General features: G+C 59.6%; 26 protein-coding genes. 8 read left to right on the plus strand and 18 right to left on the minus strand.

Features of this window, described 5'->3' with window-relative positions:
• The first annotated feature begins 10 nt into the window (after nt 1–10).
• Both mltA and BLQ98_RS07880 read left to right on the plus strand, forming a co-directional pair.
• Nucleotides 11–1,006, plus strand: coding sequence for a murein transglycosylase A (mltA, locus tag BLQ98_RS07875; protein ID WP_093732796.1), 996 nt, complete (start codon nt 11–13; stop codon nt 1,004–1,006).
• The gene (locus BLQ98_RS07880; protein ID WP_093732797.1) at nt 1,003–1,602 is read left to right on the plus strand and encodes a Smr/MutS family protein; all 600 of its coding nucleotides are present in this window, start codon (nt 1,003–1,005) and stop codon (nt 1,600–1,602) included. The genes mltA and BLQ98_RS07880 overlap by 4 nt, the downstream gene beginning before the upstream one ends.
• A gap of 6 nt (nt 1,603–1,608) precedes the next feature.
• Here BLQ98_RS07880 and BLQ98_RS07885 read toward each other — a convergent pair whose 3' ends face one another.
• The 3 genes from BLQ98_RS07885 to hslV are packed head-to-tail and all read right to left on the minus strand — an operon-like array spanning nt 1,609 to nt 4,729.
• Nucleotides 1,609–2,829, minus strand: a complete 1,221-nt coding sequence (locus tag BLQ98_RS07885) for an MFS transporter (RefSeq protein WP_093732798.1) — start codon at nt 2,827–2,829, stop codon at nt 1,609–1,611.
• 38 nt (nt 2,830–2,867) lie between these two features.
• Entirely contained in the window at nt 2,868–4,175 is a 1,308-nt protein-coding gene (gene hslU / locus BLQ98_RS07890) for an ATP-dependent protease ATPase subunit HslU (protein WP_093732799.1), read from the minus strand.
• Nucleotides 4,172–4,729, minus strand: a complete 558-nt coding sequence (gene hslV / locus BLQ98_RS07895) for an ATP-dependent protease subunit HslV (protein ID WP_093732800.1) — start codon at nt 4,727–4,729, stop codon at nt 4,172–4,174. The genes hslU and hslV overlap by 4 nt, the downstream gene beginning before the upstream one ends.
• A 113-nt stretch (nt 4,730–4,842) precedes the next feature.
• Here hslV and BLQ98_RS07900 point away from each other — a divergent pair, with 113 nt between their 5' ends.
• Complete coding sequence (locus BLQ98_RS07900) at nt 4,843–5,769, plus strand: phosphotransferase (RefSeq protein WP_237272538.1); 927 nt, start codon at nt 4,843–4,845, stop codon at nt 5,767–5,769.
• 36 nt (nt 5,770–5,805) lie between these two features.
• Here BLQ98_RS07900 and trxA read toward each other — a convergent pair whose 3' ends face one another.
• The 8 genes from trxA to regB all read right to left on the minus strand — a co-directional run bounded on the left by trxA (nt 5,806) and on the right by regB (nt 17,720).
• Entirely contained in the window at nt 5,806–6,126 is a 321-nt protein-coding gene (gene trxA / locus BLQ98_RS07905) for a thioredoxin (RefSeq protein ID WP_093732802.1), read from the minus strand.
• Nucleotides 6,127–6,164: 38 nt separating this feature from the next.
• Nucleotides 6,165–9,542, minus strand: coding sequence for a double-strand break repair helicase AddA (gene addA, locus BLQ98_RS07910; RefSeq protein WP_093732803.1), 3,378 nt, complete (start codon nt 9,540–9,542; stop codon nt 6,165–6,167).
• Nucleotides 9,539–12,502 (minus strand): double-strand break repair protein AddB, encoded by a 2,964-nt coding sequence (gene addB / locus BLQ98_RS07915; protein ID WP_093732839.1) that lies wholly within the window; start codon nt 12,500–12,502, stop codon nt 9,539–9,541. The genes addA and addB overlap by 4 nt, the downstream gene beginning before the upstream one ends.
• Nucleotides 12,495–13,187, minus strand: coding sequence for a nucleotidyltransferase family protein (locus tag BLQ98_RS07920; protein ID WP_093732804.1), 693 nt, complete (start codon nt 13,185–13,187; stop codon nt 12,495–12,497). Before BLQ98_RS07920 ends, addB begins: the two co-directional genes overlap by 8 nt.
• A complete protein-coding gene (locus BLQ98_RS07925) occupies nt 13,163–14,176 on the minus strand; it encodes an aminoglycoside phosphotransferase family protein (RefSeq protein ID WP_093732805.1) in 1,014 nt (337 codons plus the stop codon). Before BLQ98_RS07925 ends, BLQ98_RS07920 begins: the two co-directional genes overlap by 25 nt.
• Nucleotides 14,164–14,634 carry a tRNA (adenosine(37)-N6)-threonylcarbamoyltransferase complex ATPase subunit type 1 TsaE gene (gene tsaE / locus BLQ98_RS07930; protein ID WP_093732806.1) on the minus strand — a complete coding sequence of 157 codons (471 nt, stop codon included), beginning with the start codon at nt 14,632–14,634 and terminating at the stop codon, nt 14,164–14,166. The genes BLQ98_RS07925 and tsaE overlap by 13 nt, the downstream gene beginning before the upstream one ends.
• A 50-nt stretch (nt 14,635–14,684) precedes the next feature.
• Entirely contained in the window at nt 14,685–16,196 is a 1,512-nt protein-coding gene (locus tag BLQ98_RS07935; RefSeq protein WP_093732840.1) for a PAS-domain containing protein, read from the minus strand.
• A 123-nt stretch (nt 16,197–16,319) separates the two neighbouring features.
• Nucleotides 16,320–17,720, minus strand: coding sequence for a sensor histidine kinase RegB (gene regB, locus BLQ98_RS07940; protein ID WP_093732807.1), 1,401 nt, complete (start codon nt 17,718–17,720; stop codon nt 16,320–16,322).
• Nucleotides 17,721–17,819: 99 nt separating this feature from the next.
• Here regB and BLQ98_RS07945 point away from each other — a divergent pair, with 99 nt between their 5' ends.
• Nucleotides 17,820–18,440 carry an SCO family protein gene (locus BLQ98_RS07945; protein WP_208596034.1) on the plus strand — a complete coding sequence of 207 codons (621 nt, stop codon included), beginning with the start codon at nt 17,820–17,822 and terminating at the stop codon, nt 18,438–18,440.
• Nucleotides 18,441–18,515: 75 nt separating this feature from the next.
• The gene (locus BLQ98_RS07950; protein ID WP_093732809.1) at nt 18,516–19,070 is read left to right on the plus strand and encodes an ActR/PrrA/RegA family redox response regulator transcription factor; all 555 of its coding nucleotides are present in this window, start codon (nt 18,516–18,518) and stop codon (nt 19,068–19,070) included.
• Between the two features lie 4 nt (nt 19,071–19,074).
• Here the strand turns inward: BLQ98_RS07950 and BLQ98_RS07955 are convergent, their stop codons facing one another.
• Both BLQ98_RS07955 and BLQ98_RS07960 read right to left on the minus strand, forming a co-directional pair.
• Nucleotides 19,075–19,560 carry a GNAT family N-acetyltransferase gene (locus BLQ98_RS07955; RefSeq protein WP_093732810.1) on the minus strand — a complete coding sequence of 162 codons (486 nt, stop codon included), beginning with the start codon at nt 19,558–19,560 and terminating at the stop codon, nt 19,075–19,077.
• Complete coding sequence (locus tag BLQ98_RS07960) at nt 19,560–20,153, minus strand: HD domain-containing protein (RefSeq protein ID WP_093732811.1); 594 nt, start codon at nt 20,151–20,153, stop codon at nt 19,560–19,562. The genes BLQ98_RS07955 and BLQ98_RS07960 overlap by 1 nt, the downstream gene beginning before the upstream one ends.
• Before the next feature lie 71 nt (nt 20,154–20,224).
• Here BLQ98_RS07960 and BLQ98_RS07965 point away from each other — a divergent pair, with 71 nt between their 5' ends.
• Entirely contained in the window at nt 20,225–20,527 is a 303-nt protein-coding gene (locus BLQ98_RS07965; protein WP_167354523.1) for an S-adenosyl-L-homocysteine hydrolase, read from the plus strand.
• 108 nt (nt 20,528–20,635) lie between these two features.
• Entirely contained in the window at nt 20,636–22,024 is a 1,389-nt protein-coding gene (ahcY, locus tag BLQ98_RS07970) for an adenosylhomocysteinase (protein WP_093732812.1), read from the plus strand.
• A gap of 63 nt (nt 22,025–22,087) precedes the next feature.
• Here ahcY and BLQ98_RS07975 read toward each other — a convergent pair whose 3' ends face one another.
• Nucleotides 22,088–22,765 (minus strand): DUF1045 domain-containing protein, encoded by a 678-nt coding sequence (locus tag BLQ98_RS07975; RefSeq protein ID WP_093732813.1) that lies wholly within the window; start codon nt 22,763–22,765, stop codon nt 22,088–22,090.
• A gap of 249 nt (nt 22,766–23,014) precedes the next feature.
• Here BLQ98_RS07975 and BLQ98_RS07980 point away from each other — a divergent pair, with 249 nt between their 5' ends.
• On the plus strand, nt 23,015–23,356 hold the full coding sequence (locus BLQ98_RS07980; RefSeq protein WP_093732814.1) for a DUF2853 family protein: 342 nt from the start codon (nt 23,015–23,017) through the stop codon (nt 23,354–23,356).
• A 75-nt stretch (nt 23,357–23,431) separates the two neighbouring features.
• On the opposite strand, the gene BLQ98_RS07985 is transcribed toward BLQ98_RS07980, so the two are convergent.
• The 4 genes from BLQ98_RS07985 to tsaD are packed head-to-tail and all read right to left on the minus strand — an operon-like array spanning nt 23,432 to nt 26,172.
• A complete protein-coding gene (locus BLQ98_RS07985) occupies nt 23,432–23,851 on the minus strand; it encodes an EVE domain-containing protein (protein WP_093732815.1) in 420 nt (139 codons plus the stop codon).
• Nucleotides 23,851–24,123 carry a YciI family protein gene (locus tag BLQ98_RS07990; RefSeq protein WP_093732816.1) on the minus strand — a complete coding sequence of 91 codons (273 nt, stop codon included), beginning with the start codon at nt 24,121–24,123 and terminating at the stop codon, nt 23,851–23,853. The genes BLQ98_RS07985 and BLQ98_RS07990 overlap by 1 nt, the downstream gene beginning before the upstream one ends.
• Before the next feature lies 1 nt (nt 24,124).
• Nucleotides 24,125–25,078 carry an NAD(P)H-dependent glycerol-3-phosphate dehydrogenase gene (locus BLQ98_RS07995; protein ID WP_093732817.1) on the minus strand — a complete coding sequence of 318 codons (954 nt, stop codon included), beginning with the start codon at nt 25,076–25,078 and terminating at the stop codon, nt 24,125–24,127.
• Complete coding sequence (tsaD, locus tag BLQ98_RS08000) at nt 25,075–26,172, minus strand: tRNA (adenosine(37)-N6)-threonylcarbamoyltransferase complex transferase subunit TsaD (protein WP_093732842.1); 1,098 nt, start codon at nt 26,170–26,172, stop codon at nt 25,075–25,077. The genes BLQ98_RS07995 and tsaD overlap by 4 nt, the downstream gene beginning before the upstream one ends.
• Nucleotides 26,173–26,184 lie beyond the last annotated feature (12 nt).

Genomic DNA, 26,184 nt, shown 5'->3' on the forward strand with positions numbered 1-26,184 from the left:
GGCGGGCCTGATGGCACCGCCCGCTTCTGCGACCGATGTGTCCTATAGCATCCTGTCGTTTGACCAGCTTGACGGCTGGCAAACCGACGACCATGCCGCAGCGTTGCGCACCTTTGTAAACACCTGCGGCGATATGAAGAGCGTGGATTGGCGCAACATCTGTGCCTATGCCAAGTCCGATCCCGACCCGCGCCAGTTCTTTGAACTGCTGTTCCGGCCCGTGTTGATCGAAGACGGTGCCGAGGCGATGTTCACCGGCTATTTCGAACCCGAACTTGATGGTGATCTCTACCCGTCTGACCGCTATCGCTATCCGGTATATGCCATGCCGCCAGAGGCAAAAGAGAATAACCCATGGCTGCCGCGCCGCGATATTCTGGACACCGATGTGATGAAGGGGCGCGGCCTTGAAATCGCCTATGTCGACGACCCGGTCGAACTTTTCTTTCTTCAAATTCAAGGGTCTGGCCGGATCAAATTGCCCGACGGCAGCTATCGGCGTGTGGGCTATCGTGGTGCGAACGGCCACCCGTACCGGTCGATCGGCGTCGAACTGGTACGCCGTGGTGTCTATGATCCGCATCAGGTCAGCGCCGAGGTGATCAAGAATTGGGTCCGCCGGAACCCCGAAGACGGGCGCGAACTGCTGTACCACAATCCGTCCTATGTGTTTTTCCGCGAGGTCAGTCAGGTACCTGCCGACCAAGGGCCGCTTGGCGCGATGAACCGGTCCGTGACAACCCTGCGCACCATCGCCGTTGACCCCAAATTTGTACCTCTCGGGGCGCCTGTCTGGATCGAAAAACAGGGGAAGGAACCCATGCACCGCTTGATGATCGCGCAAGATACCGGGTCGGCGATCAAGGGCGCGCAGCGGGCGGATGTGTTCTTTGGCACTGGTGACGAGGCAGGCCGTGCGGCCGGAAAGCTGCGCGACCCTGGCCGGATGATGGTCCTGATGCCGATCCAGCGGGCTTACGCCCTTCTGCCGGAGCCGCTGCTATGACCCGAAAACGCTTGAACAAGGATGATCTTTCCCTTTGGAAAAAGGTGGCAGAGCGGACAGAGAAGCTCGACGTTGACAAGCTATTCCGCGCCGAAATCGACGGCGCCGCTGCTCTCAAGGGCCCTGCCCCGACGCCGCCGCAGATCCGCAAGACGACCTCTGTCCTGCTGGGCAAGCCCAATCCCAAACCACGGCGCAACACCCATGATCTGGTGCCTTCGTTGCCTGAACAAATGCGCCAGTCGCCGGTTCAGATGGATTCAAAAGCCTTCGGCAAGCTCAAGCGCGGCAAGATGCGCCCCGAAGGGCGGATCGACCTGCACGGCATGACGCTGGACCGCGCCCATCCTGCCCTGACCAAATTCATCCTCGGGTCTCACGCTAAGGGGCGGCGCCTTGTGTTGGTGATCACCGGCAAGGGCAAGATGCGCGACGAAGGCGGCCCGATCCCCGTGCGCCACGGCGTGCTGCGCCATCAGGTGCCGCAATGGCTGTCGATGCCGCCGCTCTCGTCTGCGGTGTTGCAGGTCAGCCAGGCGCACATTAGCCACGGCGGCGGCGGCGCCTACTACGTTTACCTGCGTCGCCACCGGTAACGATCCCTAGGGGGTTACCAACCGCTTGCGATACAGCAGTACGCCGGCGGTCGCCATGATCGCTGCGATGACATAATAAATTGCGATCGGGATCATCTGCTGTGGAAAATCAACGCCCAGATCAATGAAAAGCCCCGTCACGCCCGGCCCAATGGCCGATCCAAAGACCATCAGCGCGGCCCCCACGGCCTTGATCGACCCGATATAGCGTGTGCCATAAAATTCGGCCCAGAACACAGAGGTCGCAGTCGCCTGCATGCCCTGCCCCACGCCAAAGATCATCAACCCCACACCCGCCATTGCGATGGTATCGGCAAAGGCCAGAACCGCGAATGACACGGCAAAAGGCAGCATCTGCACAGGTGTCACCCGCGTCACGCCGAACCGGTCAATGGCCCAGCCCGACACAAAGGTGGCGATCACTGATGTCACTGTATAAAGCGGCATCAGCGCGACAAAGCTGACCAGTGTCCAGCCTTTCACCTCTGTCAGGTGGACTTGCTGAAAGAACAGCGCCGTGCCCCACGCGGCAGGCCCGATGACTAAGGGGATCATCAGCCAGAACAGCCCGTGCTGGAACATCTGCATCCGTGTCCAGTGTTGGCCGTCCATCCCCGCCGATTGCGTGCTTTGCGCCATGGATTGCGGTGTGCGTTCTTGCTGCAGCAATAGCAGCATGACAGGCATGGTGATCACCACCAGTACAGCTGCCAGCACCCAGAGGCTGCGCCAGTGGAAACTGGCAAAAAGGGCGACGAACACAACGGGCAAGATCGCCTGACCCGCTGCAAACCCCATTGACGACAGGGACAAGGCCTTGCCGCGTGCGGCCTCGAACCAGCGGACCATGGCAACGGCACTCAGCTGGGACATCATCCCCTGACCCGACAACCGCAGCGCATAGATGACAAAGATCAGCGCGATCCAGTTCGGCACGGCAGCCATCGCCAGACAGGCCCCCGCCAACGCGACCATCACCCAGAACGACAAACGGCGTACCCGAAACCTGTCAGTAAGCACACCGGCCCAGACCATCGTGATCTCCGAGAGCGTCGTGCCGATGGTATAGATCCCGCCCCATTGACCGTCAGACAGGCCAAAGCTGCCCTTAATCTCGCCTGCGAAAAGCGAGATGAAATAGGTTTGCCCATAGGCCGACGTGAATGTCAGTAGGAAACCCGCCAACAAGAACACCCAATTGGCGCGGATAAATCTGAAGTATGCCATGCGCCATCCTTCTCAGGCGCATGGCATATTGAAAAGCCCTAAAGAACGTAGCGCGACAGATCGGTGGATCGCGTCAGCTCGCCCAGATTCTTTTCGACGAAGTCGCCGTCGACGGTGATCTTTTCGCCGGTGCGATCCGGTGCGCTGAACGACAGCTCTTCAAAGACGCGCTCCATCACGGTGTACAGGCGCCGTGCCCCGATGTTTTCGATGGACTGGTTCACATCGGCCGCAATCTTGGCCAGTGCCTTGATGCCTTCGTCGGTGAACGTGACCTCGACTTCTTCGGTGCCCATCAGCGCGGTATATTGCAGCGTCAGCGCGTTATCGGTTTCGGTCAGGATGCGAACGAAATCATCTTCCGTCAGCGCACGCAGTTCAACTCGGATCGGCAAACGACCCTGTAGTTCGGGCAACAGATCCGACGGTTTGGCAATGTGGAAGGCACCCGAGGCGATAAACAGGATATGATCCGTTTTCACCGGCCCGTGTTTGGTCGATACGGTAGTGCCTTCGATCAGGGGCAGCAGGTCGCGCTGCACGCCTTCACGGCTGACATCGCCGCCACGCGCATCAGAGCGGGCGCACACCTTGTCGATCTCGTCCAGAAACACGATGCCGTTCTGCTCCACAGACTCGATTGCCGCGCGGTTGACGGTTTCGTCATCCAGCAGCTTGTCGGCCTCTTCGCTGATCAGCACCTCGTAACTTTCGGACACCGAAAGACGCTTCTTGACCGTCCGACCGCCCATGGCTTTGCCAAACAGGTCGCCAATGTTCATCATCCCCATGCCACCGCCGGGTTGCCCGGGGATATCCATGGTGGGAAACGGGCTAGAGGTGTCGGCGACTTCAAGTTCGATCATCGTGTCGTCCAGCTCGCCCGCTTTCAGCTTTTTGCGGAACATGTCACGGGTGCCTTCGCGGGCATCTTTGCCAGCAATCGCGTCCACCACGCGTTCTTCGGCGGCCTTATGGGCGCTGACCTTTACGTCTTCGCGCATGTGTTCGCGGGTCATCACAATGGCACTATCGATCAGATCGCGAATGATCTGTTCGACATCGCGCCCGACATAGCCGACTTCGGTGAACTTTGTAGCTTCCACCTTGAGGAACGGCGCGCGCGCCAGTTTTGCCAAGCGGCGGCTGATTTCGGTTTTACCGACGCCGGTAGGCCCGATCATCAGGATGTTTTTGGGGTATACTTCGTCGCGCAGATCATCGCCCAACTGCTTGCGGCGCCAGCGGTTGCGCAGGGCCACGGCCACGGCGCGTTTGGCGTCGTTCTGGCCGATGATAAAACGATCAAGTTCGGATACGATTTCGCGGGGGGTAAGATCGGTCATTGTGAGATTTTCTCCACCGTGAGGTTGCCATTGGTATAAACACAGATGTCAGACGCGATCTTCATCGCGTCGCGTGCGACGGTTTCGGCGTCGCGGTCGCTGTCCATCATGCCGCGCGCGGCGGCCAGTGCATAATTCCCGCCCGATCCGATGGCCGCGACAGAATGTTCAGGCTCCAGCACGTCACCCGCGCCAGTGATCACCAGCAGTTCACGCCCGTCTGACACGATCAGCATCGCTTCGAGCTTTTGCAAGTATTTGTCGGTGCGCCAGTCCTTGGCAAGCTCGACACTGGCCAGGGCCAACTGCCCCGGCGTGGCTTCCAGCTTGGCTTCAAGCCGTTCCAGCAGCGTGAAAGCATCAGCGGTCGATCCGGCAAAGCCCGCCACAACGTCAAACCCGCCGGGGCTGAGACGGCGCACCTTGCGCGCGGTTCCTTTGATCACGGTCTGGCCAAGGCTAACCTGACCGTCGCCCGCGATCACGACTTCGCCGTCTTTCTTCACACCGATGATGGTGGTCCCGTGCCAGCCGGGGAATTCTTGCTTTGACATGTAGCCTCCATAGTTCAAACCTATATGAAAACCCCGCCGCTGTTTCGCAAGGCTATTGTCCGGAAAGGATTTGAATGCCACCGGTAGACGACCTTAAAGTCGAGGCTTTTCAAATGTTTGGCAGATTGGCCGCAAAGGCAGGTCTTGCGGCAGAAACCTATGTTTGTGGCGCGGAGTGGATCAAGCACGATCAGAACCAACGCCAGATCGTGCAGCGGTATGACGGGCGCGATAGTGCTGCAGTTGTATTAAAATACGTGGCACGCCCTGCGGATACCGACGGGTTCACCGCGATGCTGGGGGCGCATCAGGCGGCCTGTGACGCGCTGGACGCGATACCCGCCTATACGGTGCCGCAGATATTAGCGGCGGATAGCGAGGCGCAGGCCTATCTGATGCGTTTTGCCAAGGGCGACACGTTTCTGGACCTGTGTCGCCAGACAGACGATCACGCGCCCTTGCTGCGCCGTGCGGGTGGCTGGCTGGCGGCGTTTCACGGGGCCACGGTGCAGGGCACACGCCCGTTCCAGCCGCACTTTATGGTCAATCACCTGCAGCGGTTGGTGGCGCGTGTCGAAAGTGGCCAGCGTCGCATCAATGGCAAGCAGCGCTTTGCAGCTTATGTGGACCGTATTGCCGATTATGCACCGCAAGCCCAAGGGCACGCGGGCAGCATCGCGGCCAAACATGGTGATCTTAACGGGCTTAATCTGGTGATGTCAGTGGATGAAACTGCTGCGTTCGACTTTTCAGCGACCACACCATCGCCTGTGGGATATGACATCGCGCGATTGCTGCAAAGCTATACCCAGATGGCAGGTGACCTTGACGCATTGCCCAAGGGATACGCCGTACCCCCCGCCGCATGGGAGGCATTTTTCCAAGGATACACCCTTGTGCCGCCCGATGATCCCACGGTGCAATTTCTAACGCGGGTGCAAATTTTAACCGACTGGAACCGCATTCAGGAACATGCCTCGCTCGCCAATGTGATGCGGTTCGAGCGGATCAAAAAAATAGCGCGCCAAGCTTTTGCCTGACGCGCCAAATAATGTGCTTGCTGCAGGTGTGGCAGCTTAGATCGACTCTTCGATCCAGCCTTGCAGTGCCGCCTTGGGGCGGGCGCCGGCCAGGTTTGATACGACTTCGCCGTTCTTGAAAATGAACAGGGCAGGGATACCGCGCACACCCATTTGGGCGGGGCTGTTGGGGTTTTCGTCAACGTTGACTTTGACGATCTTTACCTTGCCATCCATCTCGGCGGAGAGTTCCTCCAGCGCGGGGCCGATTTGCTTACAGGGGCCGCACCATTCAGCCCAGAAATCCACCACGACGGGGATATCGGAATTCTTAACTTCTGCGTCGAATGTTGCGTCTGTGACTGCGACGGTTGCCATTTTGCTGCTCCTGCACGGGGGTTGGTTAGAGTGGGAACCTATGTAGCCCCATGCGTCCCGTCAAGATCACGCACCCGCGATAGGGCGTTTGTGATCAGTGCATCGGGCAGTTCCATCAGTGCAGCAGTACGCGTCCATAAAATAGCAGTGCGAATACGGTGGTCGGGAAACACCTGCGCCAGTGCTGCGGCATAGGCCCCCATCTGGCGCAAAATCCCTTCGGGACAGCGATCCGGCGTGTCTGGCACCACGCGGTTGGTTTTGTAATCCACCAGCAACACATCCGTATCGGATACGAGCAGCCGGTCGATTGTGCCATGCAGGCGCGCGCTGCCCAACGGCGCGGTAATCGGCACCTCGGCTAATGCATCCTTGCCAAAGACATGCGCAATGGCGGGCGTATCCAAGACGGCAATCGCCTCTTTCAAGGCAGCCTGAGCTGTCACATCATCATACCCTTGCGCCAAGGTTTGCAGCACGCCGTTCCACCGGTCGCTTTGCATCATCGGCAGTGTTTCCAGCATCTTATGGACCAGATTGCCGTATGACTTCGCCTCTGCCTCTGACTGGCCATCGTCACCGGGAAGGGCTTTGGCACCACCCAGGTCTGAAGGGGCCAGCGTCTTGGCGCGTTCGGGGATATTGGTGAGGGGCGTCCTGAAAATAGGCTCTAATACAGGATTAATGTCGGTTTTTGATGCAGTATCAACCACCGGCAGCGCATCCCAGTCGCCATGTTCAAAGCGCATTCCGCCCGAGCTGCCTACCGGTTTTGCACCGGCCTGACCCATGGCAGCGCCGACCATCTGATACCAGCTATTGCCATCTTTGGGCAGATCACCTGCTGCGGCGACGATCAGCCATTTTTCGGCGCGCGTCATCGCCACGTAAAGCAGCCGCAGCCGTTCCGCCATTTCGCGCGCTTTGCGGTCGTCCAGCGCACCGCGCATCGCGGCCGGCATGTCACCTTCGGACAGTTTCCACACAGGCGTGTCGTCGATTTTGATGATCTCGTCGCGGATCACCAAAGGGCGCTTGCCCGTGTCCGGCAGGATTACAATCGGCGCCTCAAGCCCCTTGGCCCCGTGCACGGTCATCACGCGCACCTGATCTGACGCGTTATCAATCTGGCGCTTGATCTCGAGGTCGTCGGTCTGCATCCACACCAGAAAACCCGTGAGGCTCGGGATCGCGCCGCGTTCATACGACAGCGCCTGCGAGAGCATGGCGTTGATCCCGTCTTCCGCCTCTGATCCCAGCCGCGCCAGCAGCTTGCGGCGCCCGTCGTGGCGGGTGAGGATGCGTTCAATCAGGTCATAGGGCCGCAGGAAATCGACCTGCGCCCGCAAATCCCGCAAGATCGCGACGGTTTCAGGATATGCGTCGCTGCTGCGCAACGCCTGCCACAGGTGATCTTCCTTGCGGTAGTGGGACAGGGTGAACAACATCTGCTCTGTCCAGCCAAACAGAGGCGATTTCAGCGCCGTCGCCAGCGACAGGCTATCTTCGGGCGTGGCAAGAAACGACAGCAGCGCCGCCAGATCCTTGACCGCCAGTTCGGCCCCGACCTTCAACCGGTCAGCGCCCGCAATAGGGACACCGGCGGTCTTGCAGGCGCGAATGATTTCTGAAAACAGATCGCTGCGCCGCTGCACAAGGATCAGGAAATCGCCCGCACGGATGCGTCGTCGGACAAAGACACCGGGGGTGTCGGTATCGACGGGAAGGTAATGTTCGCCCTCGGTCAGTTCCTTAATCTGCGACGCGACCTGATCGGCCAGAACGACCGTATGGTGATGCGCAGACTTTTGATCCACTGGATCAGACCATTCACGGTCATCGGGCTCGTCGGTTTTCTCGACCACGGGCCAAAGATCAACACGGCCGGGCAGGGCGGATTTGAACGCCTTATGCGCCGCATCGGCCTGAAACCCTGCATCCGTATGGGGGGCCAGCGTCGTATCCACCAGTTGCAGGATCGCCGAGGACGATCGGAACGAATACTCAAGGCTGCGCCGCTGGAAAGTCTGGCCGGCTTGAGTGATTTTTTGCTCGAACAGGTCCTGTTTGTGGTCGAATTCACGCGGGTCGGCGCCCTGAAAGGAATAGATCGACTGCTTTTTATCACCGACGACAAACAGCGTGCGGTCTTCTTCTTCGCGGGCACCATCGCCGCTATAGAACTCATCGGCCAGCCGTTCGATTACATCCCATTGGCGCGGGCTGGTGTCCTGCGCTTCATCTACCAGAATATGATCAATGCCACCGTCGATCCGGTAAAGCACCCATGCCGCAACCGCCGGATTGGTCAGCAACGCCCGTGCCTTGAGGATCAGATCATCAAAATCCAGCCAGCCGCGTTTTTGTTTCTCGCGGGCATAAATCTCGAGGAACCGCTGCGCAAATTGGTGCAGCACATGGGTCTTCTGCGCAGCCCGCAGTGCCAGCCGCGCGTCCCGGGCATCTTCGACCCGTCGCATCAGATCATCGACCTGCGGCATCAGATCAAACAGCAGCTTTTGGGTCGGTTTGGTGGGCAGGGTGCCGACCTTGGCGGTAAAGGGTTCCTTGGCACCCGCACCGGTCAGCATCACGTCTTCCAGAACGGGCAGGGCGGTGATGTCCATCGTCTGAATCGTGGCCAGCTTTTCCGCAGCCTTTCCATCCAGCCCCCGCTTAGCCCGCATCGGCGGGATCATCTGTTCAAGGATCATCGCCTCTGACCCTAGGAACACCGAGCCCGTGATCTTGTCTTCAGTCAGATCGGCGGGTTGGTCGAACAGCGCCAGCACCTCTTCCCACGACAATACGTCGGTAAACCCTTCGCGTTGGCCGACGATACTGCGGGTGAGCTTGCTGAAATCCTCGCCCGTGTACATTCGTGCCAGCGTGGTAATCAGGGCGGCATCGTGGCCCTCGGCCATGGTATCCACAATCTCAGCCCGCAACAGATCGGCGGCGCGGTCTTCGATCTCGGTGAACTGGGGGCTCACCCCTGCCTCTAGCGGAAAGCGCCGTAATAGAGACGCACAAAAAGAGTGGATGGTCTGAATTTTCAGTCCGCCGGGGGTTTCGATCGCGCGGGCAAACAGCGTGCGGGCCATGCGCAGCTTTTCAGGGCTAAAACCGTCTTCGACGCCCAGTTCAGACAGCGAATGGCGCAGGTCAGCGTCGGTCAGCATTGCCCAGGCACCGAGCCGTTTGAATAGCCGGTTCTGCATCTCGGAGGCGGCGGCCTTGGTATAGGTCAGACACAGGATATGCTGCGGCTCAACCCCGTTCAGCAACAGCCGTGCCACGCGGTCGGTCAGCACGCGGGTCTTGCCCGACCCCGCATTCGCCCCCAACCACGTAGAGGCATCGGGCCGCGCCGCGTCGATCTGGGCGCGGGTGGCGTCGTCAAAGGGGGCGGTCATGTCAGATCCTCCGGCGTGGGTTCGGTCGTGGCATCCCATTCACCAAATCGCGCCAACTGATCATAATCGCCTTCAAAGTCTGTGGTTTTAACCATCCGGCGCGCGGTAAAACCCTGTTCATCCGACAGATAGCTAGTGATCAGCGCGTGCAGCTTGGCCAGAACCTCTGCCGGTGGTTCGTCTTCCAGAGGCGCAGGACGTTCCACCGGTTTGCTCCCCAACCCGATATAGGCGGCTTGGGCGACGGGGGCAGGGCCGATCTCCTTGAAGCCGCCTTCTTCGACCATCGCGGCCTCTAGCAGCAATTGCTTATCAAAGGCCTTCTGTTCGGCCACACTGGGCGGCGTGCCGGTCTTGTAATCATAGATCAGAATGTCGCCATCTTCCGTCCGGTCGATCCGGTCGGCAAAGCCCGTAAGGGTAAAGCCCAGATCGGGGAAATCGTGACTGCCCTTCGCGGCTTTTTCAAACGCGGCAGGGGTGGAATAGCTTTGTCGCTGCGTCTCGTTTTCGATGAACCAATCGGCGATGCGTTCGATCTTGGTCAGCCACATGACACGGGCGGCGGGCCAGGGGGCTTCGGTCTCTAACACGGTTTTGGCAGTCTCTAACAGATGGCTTTTCGTCAAAAGCGCCGGGTCCGCTGTCACCGACTTAATGAACCGTTCCATGATCTCGTGCACAATGATGCCGCGCACAGGCGCATCGGGCGACTGCACCAGCGGGTTCAATGCACGCAGTTTCAGGCAGTGTTTGGCGTAGATCGCATAGGGGTCGCGGATCAGGCGTTTGATCTCTGTCACCGACAGCGCATGGGGGCGCGCGGCACGGGGCGGGCGCGGGGACGGGCGCGGCGCGGGGGCCACACGGGTCACGGTTTCCAGCGCGCGCGCCTGATCCAGCCAGTGATTGCCGCGTTTGATCATCGCTTTCCACGCCGCATCACCGCCCTGTGCGGGCAAGCCGTTCAGCAGGTTGCCCAATCGGTTGAGCCAACGCGAAGGCACGGTTTCCGCCTCGTCCGACCGGATCGCGCGGGTCAAACAGACCTCGGGCGCGGCGATGGATTGTTGATAGTCATGCGCAGACAGGCCGATCCGCCGTTCTGGCAGCAGCAATCCGGCTTTCAGGCGCATCTGGCGGTTCAGCCAAGGGTCCGGCGGCGGCGCTTCGGGCCAGACGCTGTCGTTGAGCCCGCCAAGGATCACCAGATCGGCGCCCTGCACGCGGGCCTCTAGTGTGCCCCAGATCATGACGTTTGGATGCGGCGCGTCGCGGTCGCGGATTTCGCCTTGTTGCAGAAGCGCACCGACCAGATCAGTGTAGTCCGACGCCGACATTTCGCCGCCATAGGGCGCATTTTCGGCAAGGTCGTTCATCACCTTTGCTGCCTCTTCGCCGGCGTGGTGCTGCCACAACCCGTTGGGCTGGCTTGGCGCGGCACCGTCGGCGATGGCATCGGCCAGCGCCATATGCAGGGCGACCCAATCTTCCAGCGGCCGGTCGCCAGTCAGTTCGCAATCGGTCAGATGGGTGCCGACCCAATCGGCCCAGACATCCATCTGCGCGGGGTCTTTCGACCGCGACACCGTCTTGCGTGCCAGTTTCAACACGCCTTCCGCATCCGGATAGGGCAGCCCGTCGCGGCGCAGTTGCAGTTCAAGCCGCTGGGTGTTGAGCTGGTGAATATTGCGATCCCCGCCACTATGGGTCAGCGGGTGCTTCAGCAGGGTTAACAACGCCTCTGAATCGAGCTTACGCAGGAACAGATCGCCCACGTGACGCAAGAAACGACCCGGAGGCGACAGGTGCAGCGGCAGGCCCGCGCTGTCGTCGGGCAGGATATTCCAGCGGTCCAACGCCGATGTCACCTGCCGCGACAGCATCCGGTCGGGGGTGATCAGCGCGGCGGTTTTACCGTCCTCGACCGCTTGTCGCAGACGCAGGGCAATGGCAAGCGCTTCGGCGCGCGGGGTGGGGGCTTGTATCAGGGTTAACCCTGCGGTGGCCTGATGCAAATCGGGCAGCTTCGGCCCTTCGGTCAGCCAGACGTGGGTCACTGGGGCAGGGCGCAACGACAGCGACACCAAAGCGTTCCGCGCGGCAGAGGGCGGCGGCGTGTCGGTCCAGGCCTCGATCTTGCTGCGCGACATTTCAAGCTGGCGCAGCAGGTCGCGGAAGCGGTATTGTGGATGATCCTGCGCGATCTTTTCCTGATCCTCGCCCAGATCGGTCCAGACCGCTTGCGGCATGTCGAAACAGAAACCCGGCAGCACAAGCGCGCCTTGCGGCAGCTTTGCCACCGCCTCCATTAACAGGGCCGAGGTCCCCCGTGATCCGGTCGAGCCGGCGACAATTACCGGATGCTGGGGCGGGTTTTCTTGCCAGTCCGCAATCAGTCTTAACGCGACTTGCCTTTGGCGTGCGCGCGGATCAGGACGGGTAACGCTTTCGCCCAGATAGTGGTGCGCGATGGCGAGAAATTGTTTCGCGCGTTCCCAATGACCAGACTGGTCGCTGACATCCAACTCGGTCACGGCCTCGACCGGCACGCCTTCGCCCTGCATTTCATCGATCAACTGCGCCAAACTGTCCGAGAGGTCATAAAGCGACGCTCGCGGGGCCAGCTCGGGTGCTTGATCCAGTAGTTTCGACACCAGCGTAATCAGCTCTAACCTGCGGCGGAGAGCCGGACCGGGGCGCGGCAGGTCAACGCCGCTGCCAAGGGTATCAAGGTTATCGATCAGATGGATGCGCGGCAGCAGGCTGGGCGGGCCCGCGTCAAAAATGTCGCGCAGGCGGCGTTGCATCCGGCGGGTGTTCACCACCAGATCGATCCGCCCGATGGCATGGGCCGGCTGCCCTTCCAGCCGGGAAAGCAAACCACGCACCAGTTCCTTGGGAAAGTCGACGCCGGGGGCCAGCCCGAAAACACGCGGTTCGTCCTGCGGTTCAAACATCGGCGGCATCCAACATGTCTTCGGCAAGGGTAATCCCGCCGGGATGGCCAACATCGCACCAGCGCCCGGGGTATGCCAACCCGTACATCCGCCCACAGTCTAGCATCACGTCCCACAAGAGGTTAAGCGAGAAGGCACGCTCTGAAATCGTCTCTATCAGGTCGGTTTTGATGATCTGCACTCCGCCATAGACGACACCCGGCCCGCGTTTCAGCTGACCGTCGGCATCCATCGTAAAGTCGCCGTTACCGGCGTGACCCACAGCTTGCGCCACGGGCACACCCATCAGAAGTGCGTCCATCTTCGCAGGGTCCCATGCATCCGCCAGCAGGGACAGTGGGTTGGGGCCGGCCCAGATCGCATCGGTGTTCATGGTAAAGACGGGCCCGTTGCCCAGCAGTGGCAGCGCATTGCGCAGCCCGCCGCCGGTTTCCAGAATATCGGGCTGTTCCACAATCGTCTGCACGTCGCGCCCTGCCAGATGATCCAGCAATGCCTGAGGCTTATAATGCAGGTTTACGATAATGCGTTCCGGCGCGATACCGCGCGCCAGATCTAACGCATGGTCGATCAGGGGGCGCCCCGCGACGGGGATCATCGGCTTGGGCTGGTCTTTGGTCAGATGCTGCATCCGCGTACCAAATCCGGCGGCAAACATCATTACGGCTTTGGGGGCGTTGCGCATCTGGCTTTTAAATCCTCTAGAAAATCGGGGGACGGCACGGGAAGCGCGGCATGCAGCACCTCGGCCAGCGGTTCAAGCGCCGGATTATCAAGGTTGCGCTGCACATAACCCCAAACACGAGGGATAAAGTCGACATAATGCGCCTTGCCATCGCGCAGGCATAGCCGTGCAAATATTCCCAGAATCCGCAGGTTTCGTTGCAGCCCGAGCAGCGCATAGGCGCTGCGGAAGGCGGCGTCGTTTTGCCCGCTGTACTGGATATAATGCGCGATCATTGCCGCTTCGATCTGCGGGGCCACATCGCGCCGCGCGTCTTGCAGGATCGACACCAGATCATAGGCGGGATGGCCTTGCAGTGCGTCTTGAAAATCCAGCAGCCCGACGCGGGCAGAACCGGAACGTTCGGGAAGCCACAGTAGGTTTTCAGCGTGGTAGTCGCGTAAGATGTTGACGCGGGGAGTATTGTCGAGCGCGCGGGCCAGCGGGGTGAACAGGGCGTTAAACTCTGCCGCGGCACGGCTGTCGGGGGCATACCAGTCAAACACCATCTGCGCCGCCTCTGTCAGCCAGTCCGCATCGCAAAGCGGCAGATCGGGCGGCGGTGCTTTGTGCAGGTGCAGCAGGCAATCTGTCGCAGCAATATACAGCGTATGTGTCATCGCGGGCGTCTGGATCATCAACCGTGCGAACAGGTCATCGCCCAGATCCTCGATCAGCAGCAAACCGTTATCGATATCTTCGGCATATACCTCGGGCGCGCTGGCACCTTGTGTGCGCAGCCAGTTGGCAATGCGGATGAAGGGGCGCACATCTTCGCCTTTTTCGGCGGGGGCGTCCATCAGCACAGCGGTGCTGCCGTCGGTCTTTGTCAAACGGTCATACCGGCGGTTCGACGCGTCGCCGGCGAGCAGATCACGCCGCGCCTGCGCCCATCCAGCATCGGCAAGGAAGCTCTGGATCGTGGTCTTACGGTCGTTCATTTGCGCCATGCCCCCAGCTTTTCGGGCCATTTATCGTCGTTCCACGTGGCAGACAGCCGCCGCGTGTCGTCGCCGGTGACCGTCAATGTCAGATCAAGCGCGTCTTCGGGGCGCAGATCGCCCAGCCTGTCGGGCCATTCCACAAGGCAGATGGCATCGCTGAACGCATCGGTCAGCCCCAGCTCTTCGATCTCGTAGACAGAGGTCAGCCGATACAGATCCGCATGCCAGATCGCGGCATCTCGGGTGTCATAGGTCTGCACGAGCGTGAACGTGGGCGAGGGAACGTCTTCGGGCACGTCGAGCAAGGACTGGATCAATGCGCGGGCGAAATGCGTTTTGCCGGCGCCGACGTCGCCGGTCAATAAAACAACGTCGCCCGCTGTCAGCACGCGCCCTAATGTCACGGCCAAGCGGGCGGTTTGGTCTGCGTCCTGCAGCGTAAGATCAAATGCGTGTGATGCCATGCGCCAAGGTTACTTGGCTGCGGTGGTGCGCCGCAAGGCGAAAGCGGGGATCAGGTATCTTGTGGCGCTTTCGCGCGGTCGAAATATTCGATTTCTGCGGGATGTTTTCTCGGTTGGTGAAAACGGATCAGCGTGGCTCCGTCGAGGATCGGTGAGAACAGACAGGTCAGCTCGGTCCCATCGACGAGATACAGCGGCATGCTCCAATTCAGGCGATCGTCCCTGTTTTCCACAAAGCCCTGTATCTGCTCCCACGGCAGGTTGGGCGCGGACCGCCGTTTCCAGACCTGAATTGCATCATGGATGGTGATATCGGCAAAGGCCGCATCCGGTTCGACCTTCCAGAGCTCTTGGTAGGCTCTGTTCGAGAACGTCAAAACCCCCGAGGATGAGAATACGCCGATGGCGTCATCCAATGTATCCAGCATGGCTTGGCCCTGTTCCAGTTCGGCCCTGAAGCTGCGGGTCTGGGTGACCTGCGCGCTGATGTCTTCGATCAGAAAGGCCGTGGCACCGTCGGGATGGGGGCGGCCTTTGACGCGAAACGTCTGACCGGACTCCAGCGACCAGATTTCTTCGTAGCGGCCATCATGCGCGGCGCTTATCAATTCCGATACGGTATTGAGCCATGAGGCATAATTTTTGGGTTCGGGAATTTTGCGTGTTTCGCGCAGTTTGTCAAAAAAGGTCTGGATTTCGGGGCGGGCACTCAGGAACTGCGCCCCAAGGCCGGTGAGGTCGATGAGGGCTGGATTGAATAGGACAAGCTGGTTCTTGCGATCAAATATAGCGAGCCCGATCGACAGTTGGGCAAAGGTCTTGGTCAAGGTCTGGACAAAGTTACGCTGTGCTTCCTCGGCGCGGATCAGGGGTGTGATGCAAATCGCTTGGTAACAATTGGTGGTGCGTGACTGGCTATGGGTCACGGCATACCAGTTTTTCGCGCCGGTTGTCTGATCGCGCAGCGCAAGGCGGTGTGTCGTATTGCTGAAGTCCGCAGGAAACAGCGCCCTGCTTTCGATAGCCAGCGTCGGGTGGGAGACGTTAAAAAGCTTGTGGTAGGCATCATTGTACCACAGCAGTCGGTGGTGTTGATCCGTGTGCCAAAGCGGCACAGAAACATCAGAGCGCACCCGCGACAGCGTGACCTCTGCCTCTGACCGCAGGTCAACGCCGACGTCTTTGGGATCTAGCACAACGACCCGACACAGGTGTTTGTCCCAGTTGATACGCAGCATTGTCTGGATTTTGGGATCAGTCGCCGCGACAATCATTTGGCCTTCGCCGGTGGAAGGGGGCTTGTCCGGGAATAGCCCGAAACGCGGCAAGATATTGTGATATAAATCGGGCCATTCATGGTGCCCTGCTTCCAGCGGGCAGAACTGTTGCGCCGCGCTAGAGGCATGCTGCAACACGCCGTGGTCGAACAGGTATGACAGCTCGGGTTCGCCCTGCAGGACGGGCTTATCCTTGCGTTCAGGGCTATTGAGCCACAGATAGGCGACATAGCCACTGGGTAGGATGGCCATTATCACAAGCGCGATGTCAAATGTGGAAGCCACGGCGAGACTCATTTCCTTAGGGTTCTGCTAAGTTAAGCGCCAAAAGAGTTAATGGTTTATTAACCGATCCAGAGATCGGCGGGTTTTGTCCCAGAGCGCGCTGACACTCTATTCGCGAAAGATTTACCATGAAAATTGTGTATTTTCCCCCGTCGCGCGCGGCGTGTCACCGCGGTCGGCATCAATCTTCGCCCGTGGCCAAGTCACTTTGACCACAGCCCCAACAGGCGTCTCGGAGTGCGGTGCGGTTTCGGGCCCATTGGCAAAGCGCAGCTCCGCACCGGATCGTTCCAGCAGGGTTTTTGCGATGAACAGCCCCAGCCCCATACCTTCATATTCGGGCCGCTGCGCAGCCTTTGGGTCAGACCGCCGCCGACGCATGAACGGGTCTCCGATACGGCCAAGGATATCTGGCGGGAAACCGGCACCATCGTCAAATATACGAACCGAGATCACGGTATCGGTCCAGTTGGCTTCGACCCAGACTGTCGTTGCGGCAAAATCGACTGCGTTCTGCATCAGGTTACGCAGCCCGTGAATAACCTCGGGCCGGCGCAGGATCGCGGGCTGGTCGGAGACATCACCCGCATCAGGGCCAAGGGTAAAGGTAAAGGTTTTGCCACGCATACGGTGCGGTTCGGCGGCTTCTTCCAGAACAGTCATCAACGGGGCTTGTCGCAGGTGCAGATCGTCTTTGCCTGCACGCCCCATATTACGCAAAATATCGCGGCACCGGTCCGCTTGATCGCGGATCAAGGCCGCGTCTTCTGCCAGTTCAGGCTGGTCTTGCAGTTCGTTCCAAAGCTCGCCACTGGCAAGCTTGATCGTGGCAAGGGGCGTCCCCAGTTCATGTGCAGCGGCAGCCACCACGCCGCCAAGGTCGGTCAACTTTTGTTCCCGCGCCAGCGCCATTTGCGTCGCGGCCAAGGCGTCGGCCATCGAATGGATTTCCGTCGTAACGCGGCGCGAATAGGCGGTAGAGAACAAAATCGCGATTACCAGTGCAATCCAGATGCCAAAGATAAAGATGCTTGGCAGTTCCAGCCGCCCGCCGTTAGCTGTAATCAGTGGCAGGTGGAAAAGTGCCAGCAGTGTCGCCAGCACAATCGCCGTACCGCACAGCACAATGGTCGACCGCAGGCTTAGCGCCGTCGCAGAGATGGTCACAGGCCCCAGCAGCAGCAGCGAAAACGGATTATGCAGCCCGCCGGTCAGGAACAGCAGAAACGCCAGCTGCACCAGATCGAACAGCACCATCAGCAGGTTTTCGTATTCAGACAGACGTTTGTTTTCGGGAAAGACAAGAATGGCGATCAGGTTCCCGAGGACCGACACACCGATGGCCAAATAACACAGCCCTAGTTCCAACTGCAGGCCAAAGATGCGTTGCGCCACAGTGATCGCCGTCAGCTGTCCCGCAATCGCCACCCACCGCAGCACAATCATGGTGCGTAGCCTGATCCAGTTGGCGCGGGCACCCTTGCCCAAGCCTCTCCCCACGGGAATGTCAGCGGCCTGCGTCATCGGCGCACCTTTTCAAAATGTAGATTACGTTGATAGAGGGAAAGCGTAGGTCTGTGTCCGACCGGGATCAAGAGCGCCTAACCGCGCAGGAGAATGAATATGAGAAGAGTAATGGCAATTGGTGCGGTGCTGGTCGTTCTGGCCTTTTTGGCGGTGTCCTTGATGCTCGTCTACCGGTCCGATGGCGACAGCGACAAATACGCGCAGTGCAAAAACTCTGCCGTGGCCGGTGGTGCCGAATTGGGCGGCCCGTTCGAGCTGGTGAATGCGCAAGGCCAGACCGTGACGGACGCGGATGTGATCACCGAACCCAGCCTCGTTTACTTTGGTTATACCTTCTGCCCTGATGTTTGCCCGCTGGACGTAGACCGGAACGCCCGCGCCGTCGATGAACTGGAAGCGCGCGGTATTTCTGCAACGCCGGTGTTCATCTCGGTCGATCCCGCCCGAGATACCCCTGAAGTTGTTGGGGATTTCGCCGCCAACATGCACCCCAAGATGATCGGCCTGACCGGATCGCCCGCACAGGTCAAAGCGGCAAGCGATGCCTACCGCACCTATTACAAGGCGCATGAGGATGAAGGGGAAGACTACCTCGTGGATCATTCGACCTTTAGCTATCTGGTGATGCCCGAAGACGGTTTCGTCGACTTCTTTCGCCGCGATGTCCCGCCAGAGCAGTTGGCCGACAAGGTCGCGTGCTTTGTGGACAACCAGTAGAAAATTTGACCTCCCTATGCTCGCGCCACATATCTGGATAAAGTCGGGTACAACATTCAACCAGCGGAGCATGATATGGTTCAGGAAAATACGCTCGACCTAGGCGAGGATCGGTCCCTCCTTCTGGTGGACGACGACGAACCATTTCTGCGCCGTCTGGCCAAAGCGATGGAAAAACGGGGTTTCGAGGTAGAGACCGCGGGCTCTGTCGCCGCTGGCGTTGCGATCGCGACTGCACGGCCCACGGCCTATGCGGTGGTTGATCTGCGGTTGCAGGACGGTAACGGGTTGGATGTGGTCGAGGTGTTGCGCGACAAGCGCCCCGATGCGCGGGTTGTGGTGCTGACGGGATACGGGGCCATCGCCACCGCCGTCGCCGCAGTCAAAATCGGCGCGACGGATTATCTGTCAAAACCCGCTGACGCCAATGACATCGTGAACGCGCTGTTGGCCACGGGCGATGACTTGCCGCCGCCACCGGAAAACCCCATGAGCGCGGATCGTGTGCGGTGGGAACATATCCAGCGTGTCTACGAGCTTTGCGATAGAAACGTATCCGAAACCGCGCGGCGGCTGAATATGCACCGCCGGACCTTGCAGCGCATTCTGGCAAAACGGTCACCGCAATAGGGCGCTAGACGTCGTACCGTTTGCTGATCTTGTCCACGACCTGACCCGAGGCAAGCGTGACACCTTGGTCAAAGTGCCAATCGCGAAACCCGCGGCTTTGGTAATAGGTCAGCCCGCCGTCGTTGTCAGCGCGGATCGTGGCGTTGATCCAGACATAGCCCAGCCGTTCCGCCGCCTGTGCCGTGGCATTAAACAGCGCGGACCCGACGCCAAGACCTGTGCGACCGACCTGCACAAAGCTCGCGATATCGCAGGCCTCGGGCGGCAGGTTAGGGTGTGGGCTGATCCATTGAAAACCGACGACGTTCTCTTGGTCATCCAGCGCCACATGCCATGCGCTTTGGTCGGCATTGGTGGCCATCCATTCGGTCAGATCCTTACCGGTGACCGGGCGCGTCATCGCGGTGGTGCCGCCAATGGTGACAATCTCGTTTAACAGCTGCGCCATGCTGGACGCATCCAGCGCGATAGGGGGGCGGACCTTGACCATTACAGCGCGCCCAGCAAATCCAGATGCCGCGCGGTGAAGTCATTGCGCGTTTCCACCGGCGGGCGCAGCACGATGGACAGCCCCTCCATCACCTCGGGCTTGGGCCGGCCAAAGAACTTGGACGCCTCTGCCTCCGAGAAACCGGCGATCTGCGTCGCCTCCATCCAAGCGCTGACCTTATCGGCACGTTTGATCTGCTGCTTGACCGATTTGGGCAGCGCTGCGGGCAGACCAAAGCGGATGTGGATCGCGGACATCAACCGGTCATCCAGTGCGCCATATTCCGGCCCGACTGCAGCTTTCACCGGAGAGATCATATCCCCGATCACATATTCCGGCGCATCATGCAGCAAGGCGGCCAATCGCCATTTCGCCGGAGCCTTGGGGTTCATCCGCCCGTAAAGGGTTTCGACCAGCAGGGCATGTTCAGCCACGGAATAGGCGAAATCCCCCCGCGTCTGACCATTCCAACGCGCCACAAAGGCCAGCCCATGGGCGATATCCTCGATCTCTATATCGACCGGCGTCGGGTCCAGCAGATCAAGCCTGCGACCGGATAACATGCGTTGCCATGCACGCGATTGCTGCGCCATTGTGTTATTCTGCCTTTTTTCACGTGGAACATTTGCGGGTTCATCGTGTTCTTCCCACGAAGGAGACGATCATGAAACCTGTAATTTCCGCTCTCACACTTGCCCTTGGCCTCGGGGCTGTTGCCGCGCCGGCCTTGGCCAGCGACGTCTGTATGCCCGCGCAAGAGCTCAAGGCGTCATTGGTGGACTGGTACGGCGAAACACCGGTCGAAGGACAGGATGACAGCGCCGTTCAAATCTGGGCGTCGGACAATACTGGTACATGGTCTGCCGTGAAAACCCTGTCGAACGGGATGGCGTGCGTGACGGCGCAGGGTCAAAACTGGATGGCGGGCATGAAGACCGATCAAATGGTCGTCGCCTCGGCAGAGTAACCGTTTCGTGTGACGGCGAACCACCACCGTTGAGATCACTCCCCCAAAGTGCTACGGCCCTTTTCAAATATAGAAACATTGCCGATCTTTTGAAAAGGGATGCCCCCGATGGCCAACGATTACATCGTTAAAGACATAAGCCTTGCTGCCTTTGGCCGCAAAGAGCTTGATATTGCGGAAACCGAAATGCCCGGCCTGATGGCGCTGCGTGCCGAATATGGCGAAAGCAAACCGCTGTCCGGTTCACGCATCGTGGGCTCGCTGCACATGACGATCCAGACCGCCGTGCTAATCGAAACGCTTGTCGTGCTTGGTGCGGATGTGCGCTGGGCGTCCTGCAATATCTTCTCTACCCAAGACCACGCCGCTGCGGCCATCGCTGAAAGCGGCACGCCCGTGTTCGCGATCAAGGGCCAGTCGCTGGAAGAGCACTGGGACTATCTGGATAAATCCTTCCAGTTCCCCGAAGGCCCGAACCTGATCCTCGACGATGGTGGCGACGCGACGCTTTACATCCTGTTGGGTGCCCGCGCAGAAGCTGGCGAAGACGTGATCTCTGTCCCGACATCGGAAGAAGAAATCGCGATTAAGGCACAGATCAAAAAGCGGATGGCGCAATCCCCCGGCTGGTTCACCAAGATGCGCGACCAGATCAAGGGCGTCTCCGAGGAAACCACCACAGGCGTGCACCGTCTGTACGATCTGGTGAAGCAAGGCCAGCTGCCCTTCCCTGCGATCAACGTGAATGACAGCGTCACCAAGTCGAAGTTCGACAACAAATACGGCTGCCGTGAATCGCTGGTCGATGGCATCCGCCGTGCCACCGACGTGATGATGGCCGGCAAGGTTGCCGTTGTTTGCGGCTATGGCGACGTTGGCAAAGGCTCTGCCGCATCGCTGGCCGGTGCCGGTGCCCGCGTAAAAGTGACCGAAGCCGACCCGATTTGCGCGCTGCAAGCCGCGATGGATGGGTTCGAAGTCGTCCTGCTGGAAGACGTGCTCGACACCGCCGATATCTTCATCACCACCACCGGCAACAAAGACGTGATCCGCATCGAGCATATGCGCGAGATGAAGGACATGGCGATCGTTGGCAACATCGGCCACTTTGATAACGAAATCCAGGTCGCCGCGCTGAAGAACCACAAGTGGACGAACATCAAAGAACAGGTCGACATGATCGAGATGCCTTCGGGCAACCGTCTGATCCTGCTGTCCGAAGGCCGTCTGCTGAACCTTGGCAACGCGACCGGTCACCCGTCTTTTGTCATGTCGGCTTCCTTCACCAACCAAGTGTTGGCGCAGATCGAACTGTGGGAAAACACCGGCAAATACGAAAATCAGGTCTACATCCTGCCCAAGCATCTGGACGAGAAAGTCGCACGCCTGCACTTGGACCGTATTGGTGTGAAGCTAACCCAATTGACCAGCGAACAAGCCGCCTATATCGGCGTAACACCCGAAGGCCCGTTCAAGCCGGAACACTACCGCTACTAAACCAGCGTATTGCATTCGATGAAACGCCGTCTGAATATTTGTTCAGGCGGCGTTTTTCATTTGTCATCCCCCAAGGGTAAAGCGTTCAATTTTGTGGAAACGCCCATCGGCATCTTCGCCACATAGGGTCAGGCTGTCGATGATAAAGGGGGCGGGAATATCTGTCCCTAAATAGCGCTGCAGAGCCGTTTTGACGGGCGTTAACTGGTCGGACGCAAGCGGGCCCGTAAGGGTGATGTGAAACCGGAAATACTCCATAATATGCGGGTATCCGTAGTTTTTAAGGTAAATCCGCTGCTGATCGGTGAGGTGGGGCGCATTCTTGCGGGTAAACTCTGCCTCGGACAAAGGCGCACGGAACGCATCCAGCACGACATTGGTCGTGGCCGCAAGACTGCCAAGCGCGGTGGTATCCCCCTGCGGCACCAGCGCCAGAAACCGCCCGATCTGCGACAACGCTAACCCGTCAAGCTGCACCGGTGCCTGACCTTTGCAGAAGGTCGCAACGCCCGCGATGAGCTGCGCTTCGGTCGACGCTTTTGTCAGCTCAAACGGGGCTTTGACCGTCCCGTGCAGCCCGTATTTTCGTGGCCGGTCGGTCAATTTGGCAATGTCCATATTTTCAACGGCGGGATGTGCGACCGGTATCCCCGCCTGCAGGTCCCAGCCCAACCACGCAGCACCCCGCTGGGCAAAATCCCCCGTGCGCGGCGTATAATAGATGGCATATCGCTTAAACATTCTCGGTCCCTCCGCTCGCTTAGCCTATGCGTCTAACAGCGCAGTATGACACCTTAAAGTGAGGGGCGGTCCGATTTTTTGGCAACTTTTTGAAGGTTCCTGAACAGCTAAATGACGGGGGCACAGGTTGCGCCGGAAACGGCGCAGGACCAGTGTTGCGGGAAAAATTTCTTTCGAACGCGCCAAAACCGCTCTAGGCTTTGACCCAAGGCCGGAGCTACCGGTCACATCAACGGTTGGAGACACCCTATGGGCAAGAGAGACGAATGGATCGAAAAATACGCTGACGATCTGAAAACGAAATGCGGCATGACACCAGACATGGACCTGCTGACAAAAGTGACCATCGGCTGCGGTCCGTCGATCTATAACGCCGACGCCCAAACCATCGCCGCGTCACAAGAAAGCGAGCTTGAATTGGTAAAAGCCAACTTTCTGATGAAAAAGCTCGGCCTCTCTGACAGCCCTGACCTGATGGACGGTATTCACAAAGCCGTGGAAACCTACGGAAAGTCCGAGCGAAACAAATACCGCGCCGTGGTCTATTATATGCTGACCAAACACTTTGGCAAAGAATCCGTTTACGGGTAAATTCTAGTGCATTGAATATGAGACGCCCGCTTTGCCAAGCGGGCGTTTTTCCGTATCGAAATCTCTTGATAGGGTCTAACTTTGGGTGTTCCCCATCGCGCAGATCGCGGTCCATTGTTCCGGCGTGACAGGTTGCACTGACAGGCGCGGGCTTTTGACCAAGGGCATATCGTCGAACCGGCCATCGGCCTTGATATCGTCCAGTGTCACAGGTGCCTCGAACGGGCGCAGGGCTTTGATATCAACACATTCCCACCGCGCATCCTCGGTCGAACTGTCCTGATGCGCTGCGGCACAGACTTCGACGATGCCGACAATCGCGCGTTCCCCTTGCGAATGGTAAAAGAACCCCAGATCGCCGACTGCCATCTCGCGCATAAAGTTGCGCGCCTGATAGTTGCGCACGCCGTCCCATTCCTCGCCTGCCGCGCCTTTGGCGACCTGATCCTTCCAGCCCCAGGTCGAGGGTTCGGATTTGAACAGCCAGTAGGCCATTAGCCGATCACCCGGTTCCACGGGATCAGCTGCACATCGGCGAACAGTCCTGCTTTGGCATAGGGATCATTGTCGGCCCATTCCTGTGCTGCGGCTTTATCTGCCACATCTAGAATGACCAAAGACCCGATCATATCACCGGCATCATCCAGCAGCGGGCCTGCTTGGGCAACGACGCCAGTGGATTTCAGATAGTCGACATGGGCGGGGCGGTTTTCCTGACGCACTGAAAGCGCGCCAGCTTTGTCTTTGGCAATAAGGGCAACCAACATGTTATTCTTCCTTTAAGGGGCGGGTCAAAAGCGCTTTCATCGCGCTTGCCACATCTAAGCGGTTCTCGACCAGACCTGCAACGGCGGCGGTGATAGGCAGGTCCAGCCCGTTGTCTTGCGCCAGCGTATCCACGGCGCGCGCGGTGGCGGCCCCTTCGACGGTGGTGGCGCTGTCAAAGGGTTCCCCCCGGCCCAATGCAAGCCCCAAACGGTAGTTCCGCGACTGGGTCGATGTACAGGTCAGTGTCAGATCGCCAAAGCCGGAAAGCCCCGCCAGTGTCACGGGATCGGCATGGTGATGCGCGGCAAGCCGCTGCATCTCGGCAAAGCCGCGGGTCATCACGGCGGCGCGGGCGCTTTCGCCCAGACCGGCCCCGATTGCGGCACCGCAGGCGATCGCCACGACGTTCTTGAGCGCCCCGCCCAGTTCGGCACCCACAGTGTCAGAGGTGCGATAAAGGCGCAGGTTTGCCGTTGTTAGGCTCTGTTGTAGAGCAGCACAGGTAGGCTTGTCGGCACAGGCAATCGTCAACGCCGTGGGTAACCCCCGTGCGATATCGGCGGCAAAGCTGGGTCCGGTGAGGATCGCAGCCGTGGCATTCGGCAGCACCTCGCGGATCACGGCGACAGGGCCTAGACCGGTGTTCAGCTCGATCCCCTTGCAGCAGGCGACGATGGTCTTGCCATCCAGCGCTGTGGCGTTCTCGGTCAGGAAACCACGCAGCTTTTGCATCGGCACCGCCGCCAGCAAGGTCTGGGCCTTGGCGGCTTCTGCCAGATCCTCGGTGACGAACAATCCCTTTGGCAGGGGGCAACCGGGCAGGCGGGCGGTGTTTTCACGGCTTTGCCCCATGCCGTGCGCATCCCGTGCCCACAGCGTGACCGCGCCCTTTCCAGCCAAAGAAATCGCCAACGCGGTGCCAAAGGCGCCAGCGCCGAGAACAGCAATGCTCATGCTTTCGCTCCTTTTTTGCCGCTGCCCAACATGGCGGGCTGCCTTGTGTCCAGCGGCCAGCGCGGTCGGGCCGACAGGGTCAGATCATCGGGGCCGCGGAGATGGCTTTGTTCAATCGCGGCAAAGGCGATCATCGCGGCATTATCGGTACACAGCGACAGCGGCGGCGCGATAAAGGCACAGTCTACTTCACGCGCAACAGTCTCTAATCCGTGGCCTATTGCCTTGTTCGCAGCGACCCCACCCGCGACACAAAGACTGCGCACAGCAGGCGCATGGTCCAGATATTTCCGCAAGGCGCGGCGGGTCTTTTCGGCCAGCACATCGGTGACGGCAGCCTGGAAACCGGCAGCCAGATCGGCCTGATCCTGAACGCTCAACCCGCCTTTTTCGTCAATCACCTTGTACCGCGTGCGCAGCACCGCCGTTTTCAGCCCCGAGAATGACATATCGCAATCCGGCCGATCCAATAGGGGGCGCGGTAGGGCAAAGCGTTTGGGGTCCCCCGCCTTGGCCGCCTGTTCAATCGCAGGCCCGCCCGGTTGCGGCAGCGATATCAGGCGTGCAACCTTGTCAAAAGCCTCGCCCGGCGCGTCATCGATGGTGCCCCCCAGTCGTTCAAACCGGTCCGGCCCATGCACCAGCAGAAACTGGCAATGCCCGCCCGACACCAGCAGCATCAAATAGGGATAGGGCACATCATTGGTCAGCCGTGGCGTCAGCGCGTGGCCGGCCAGATGGTTCACCCCGTACAGCGGCTTGCCCGTCGCCGCCGACAGCCCCTTGGCGCACATCACCCCCGACAGAACGCCGCCAATCAGGCCCGGTCCCGCAGTCACGGCAAAACCGTCAACATCTGCCAAAGACAGCTCGGCCTCGGCCAGCGCTTTTTCGACGCAGAGGTCCAGTTTTTCAGCATGGGCACGTGCTGCGATTTCAGGGACGACACCGCCAAAAGAGGCATGCAATTCGGTTTGCCCCACAACGACGGAGGACAGCACTTGGGCGCGCTGACCCGGCATCTGGCGTACCAGCGCGGCGGCGGTATCGTCGCAGCTGCTTTCCAATCCAAGAAGTAACATGGCTGTTTCCATTGCAAGGGTGAC

It is taken from the genome of Sulfitobacter litoralis (assembly GCF_900103185.1).
Classification (GTDB): domain Bacteria; phylum Pseudomonadota; class Alphaproteobacteria; order Rhodobacterales; family Rhodobacteraceae; genus Sulfitobacter; species Sulfitobacter litoralis.

Excerpts from the sequence above, each read along its gene's own strand:
- mltA (WP_093732796.1), top strand. The coding sequence starts at position 11 with ATGGCACCGCCCGCTTCTGCGACCGATGTGTCCTATAGCATCCTGTCG.
- BLQ98_RS07880 (WP_093732797.1), top strand. The coding sequence starts at position 1,003 with ATGACCCGAAAACGCTTGAACAAGGATGATCTTTCCCTTTGGAAAAAG.
- BLQ98_RS07885 (WP_093732798.1), bottom strand. The coding sequence starts at position 2,829 with ATGGCATACTTCAGATTTATCCGCGCCAATTGGGTGTTCTTGTTGGCG.
- hslU (WP_093732799.1), bottom strand. The coding sequence starts at position 4,175 with ATGACCGATCTTACCCCCCGCGAAATCGTATCCGAACTTGATCGTTTT.
- hslV (WP_093732800.1), bottom strand. The coding sequence starts at position 4,729 with ATGTCAAAGCAAGAATTCCCCGGCTGGCACGGGACCACCATCATCGGT.
- BLQ98_RS07900 (WP_237272538.1), top strand. The coding sequence starts at position 4,843 with ATGTTTGGCAGATTGGCCGCAAAGGCAGGTCTTGCGGCAGAAACCTAT.
- trxA (WP_093732802.1), bottom strand. The coding sequence starts at position 6,126 with ATGGCAACCGTCGCAGTCACAGACGCAACATTCGACGCAGAAGTTAAG.
- addA (WP_093732803.1), bottom strand. The coding sequence starts at position 9,542 with ATGACCGCCCCCTTTGACGACGCCACCCGCGCCCAGATCGACGCGGCG.
- addB (WP_093732839.1), bottom strand. The coding sequence starts at position 12,502 with ATGTTTGAACCGCAGGACGAACCGCGTGTTTTCGGGCTGGCCCCCGGC.
- BLQ98_RS07920 (WP_093732804.1), bottom strand. The coding sequence starts at position 13,187 with ATGCGCAACGCCCCCAAAGCCGTAATGATGTTTGCCGCCGGATTTGGT.
- BLQ98_RS07925 (WP_093732805.1), bottom strand. The coding sequence starts at position 14,176 with ATGGCGCAAATGAACGACCGTAAGACCACGATCCAGAGCTTCCTTGCC.
- tsaE (WP_093732806.1), bottom strand. The coding sequence starts at position 14,634 with ATGGCATCACACGCATTTGATCTTACGCTGCAGGACGCAGACCAAACC.
- regB (WP_093732807.1), bottom strand. The coding sequence starts at position 17,720 with ATGACGCAGGCCGCTGACATTCCCGTGGGGAGAGGCTTGGGCAAGGGT.
- BLQ98_RS07945 (WP_208596034.1), top strand. The coding sequence starts at position 17,820 with ATGAGAAGAGTAATGGCAATTGGTGCGGTGCTGGTCGTTCTGGCCTTT.
- BLQ98_RS07950 (WP_093732809.1), top strand. The coding sequence starts at position 18,516 with ATGGTTCAGGAAAATACGCTCGACCTAGGCGAGGATCGGTCCCTCCTT.
- BLQ98_RS07955 (WP_093732810.1), bottom strand. The coding sequence starts at position 19,560 with ATGGTCAAGGTCCGCCCCCCTATCGCGCTGGATGCGTCCAGCATGGCG.
- BLQ98_RS07960 (WP_093732811.1), bottom strand. The coding sequence starts at position 20,153 with ATGGCGCAGCAATCGCGTGCATGGCAACGCATGTTATCCGGTCGCAGG.
- BLQ98_RS07965 (WP_167354523.1), top strand. The coding sequence starts at position 20,225 with ATGAAACCTGTAATTTCCGCTCTCACACTTGCCCTTGGCCTCGGGGCT.
- ahcY (WP_093732812.1), top strand. The coding sequence starts at position 20,636 with ATGGCCAACGATTACATCGTTAAAGACATAAGCCTTGCTGCCTTTGGC.
- BLQ98_RS07975 (WP_093732813.1), bottom strand. The coding sequence starts at position 22,765 with ATGTTTAAGCGATATGCCATCTATTATACGCCGCGCACGGGGGATTTT.
- BLQ98_RS07980 (WP_093732814.1), top strand. The coding sequence starts at position 23,015 with ATGGGCAAGAGAGACGAATGGATCGAAAAATACGCTGACGATCTGAAA.
- BLQ98_RS07985 (WP_093732815.1), bottom strand. The coding sequence starts at position 23,851 with ATGGCCTACTGGCTGTTCAAATCCGAACCCTCGACCTGGGGCTGGAAG.
- BLQ98_RS07990 (WP_093732816.1), bottom strand. The coding sequence starts at position 24,123 with ATGTTGGTTGCCCTTATTGCCAAAGACAAAGCTGGCGCGCTTTCAGTG.
- BLQ98_RS07995 (WP_093732817.1), bottom strand. The coding sequence starts at position 25,078 with ATGAGCATTGCTGTTCTCGGCGCTGGCGCCTTTGGCACCGCGTTGGCG.
- tsaD (WP_093732842.1), bottom strand. The coding sequence starts at position 26,172 with ATGGAAACAGCCATGTTACTTCTTGGATTGGAAAGCAGCTGCGACGAT.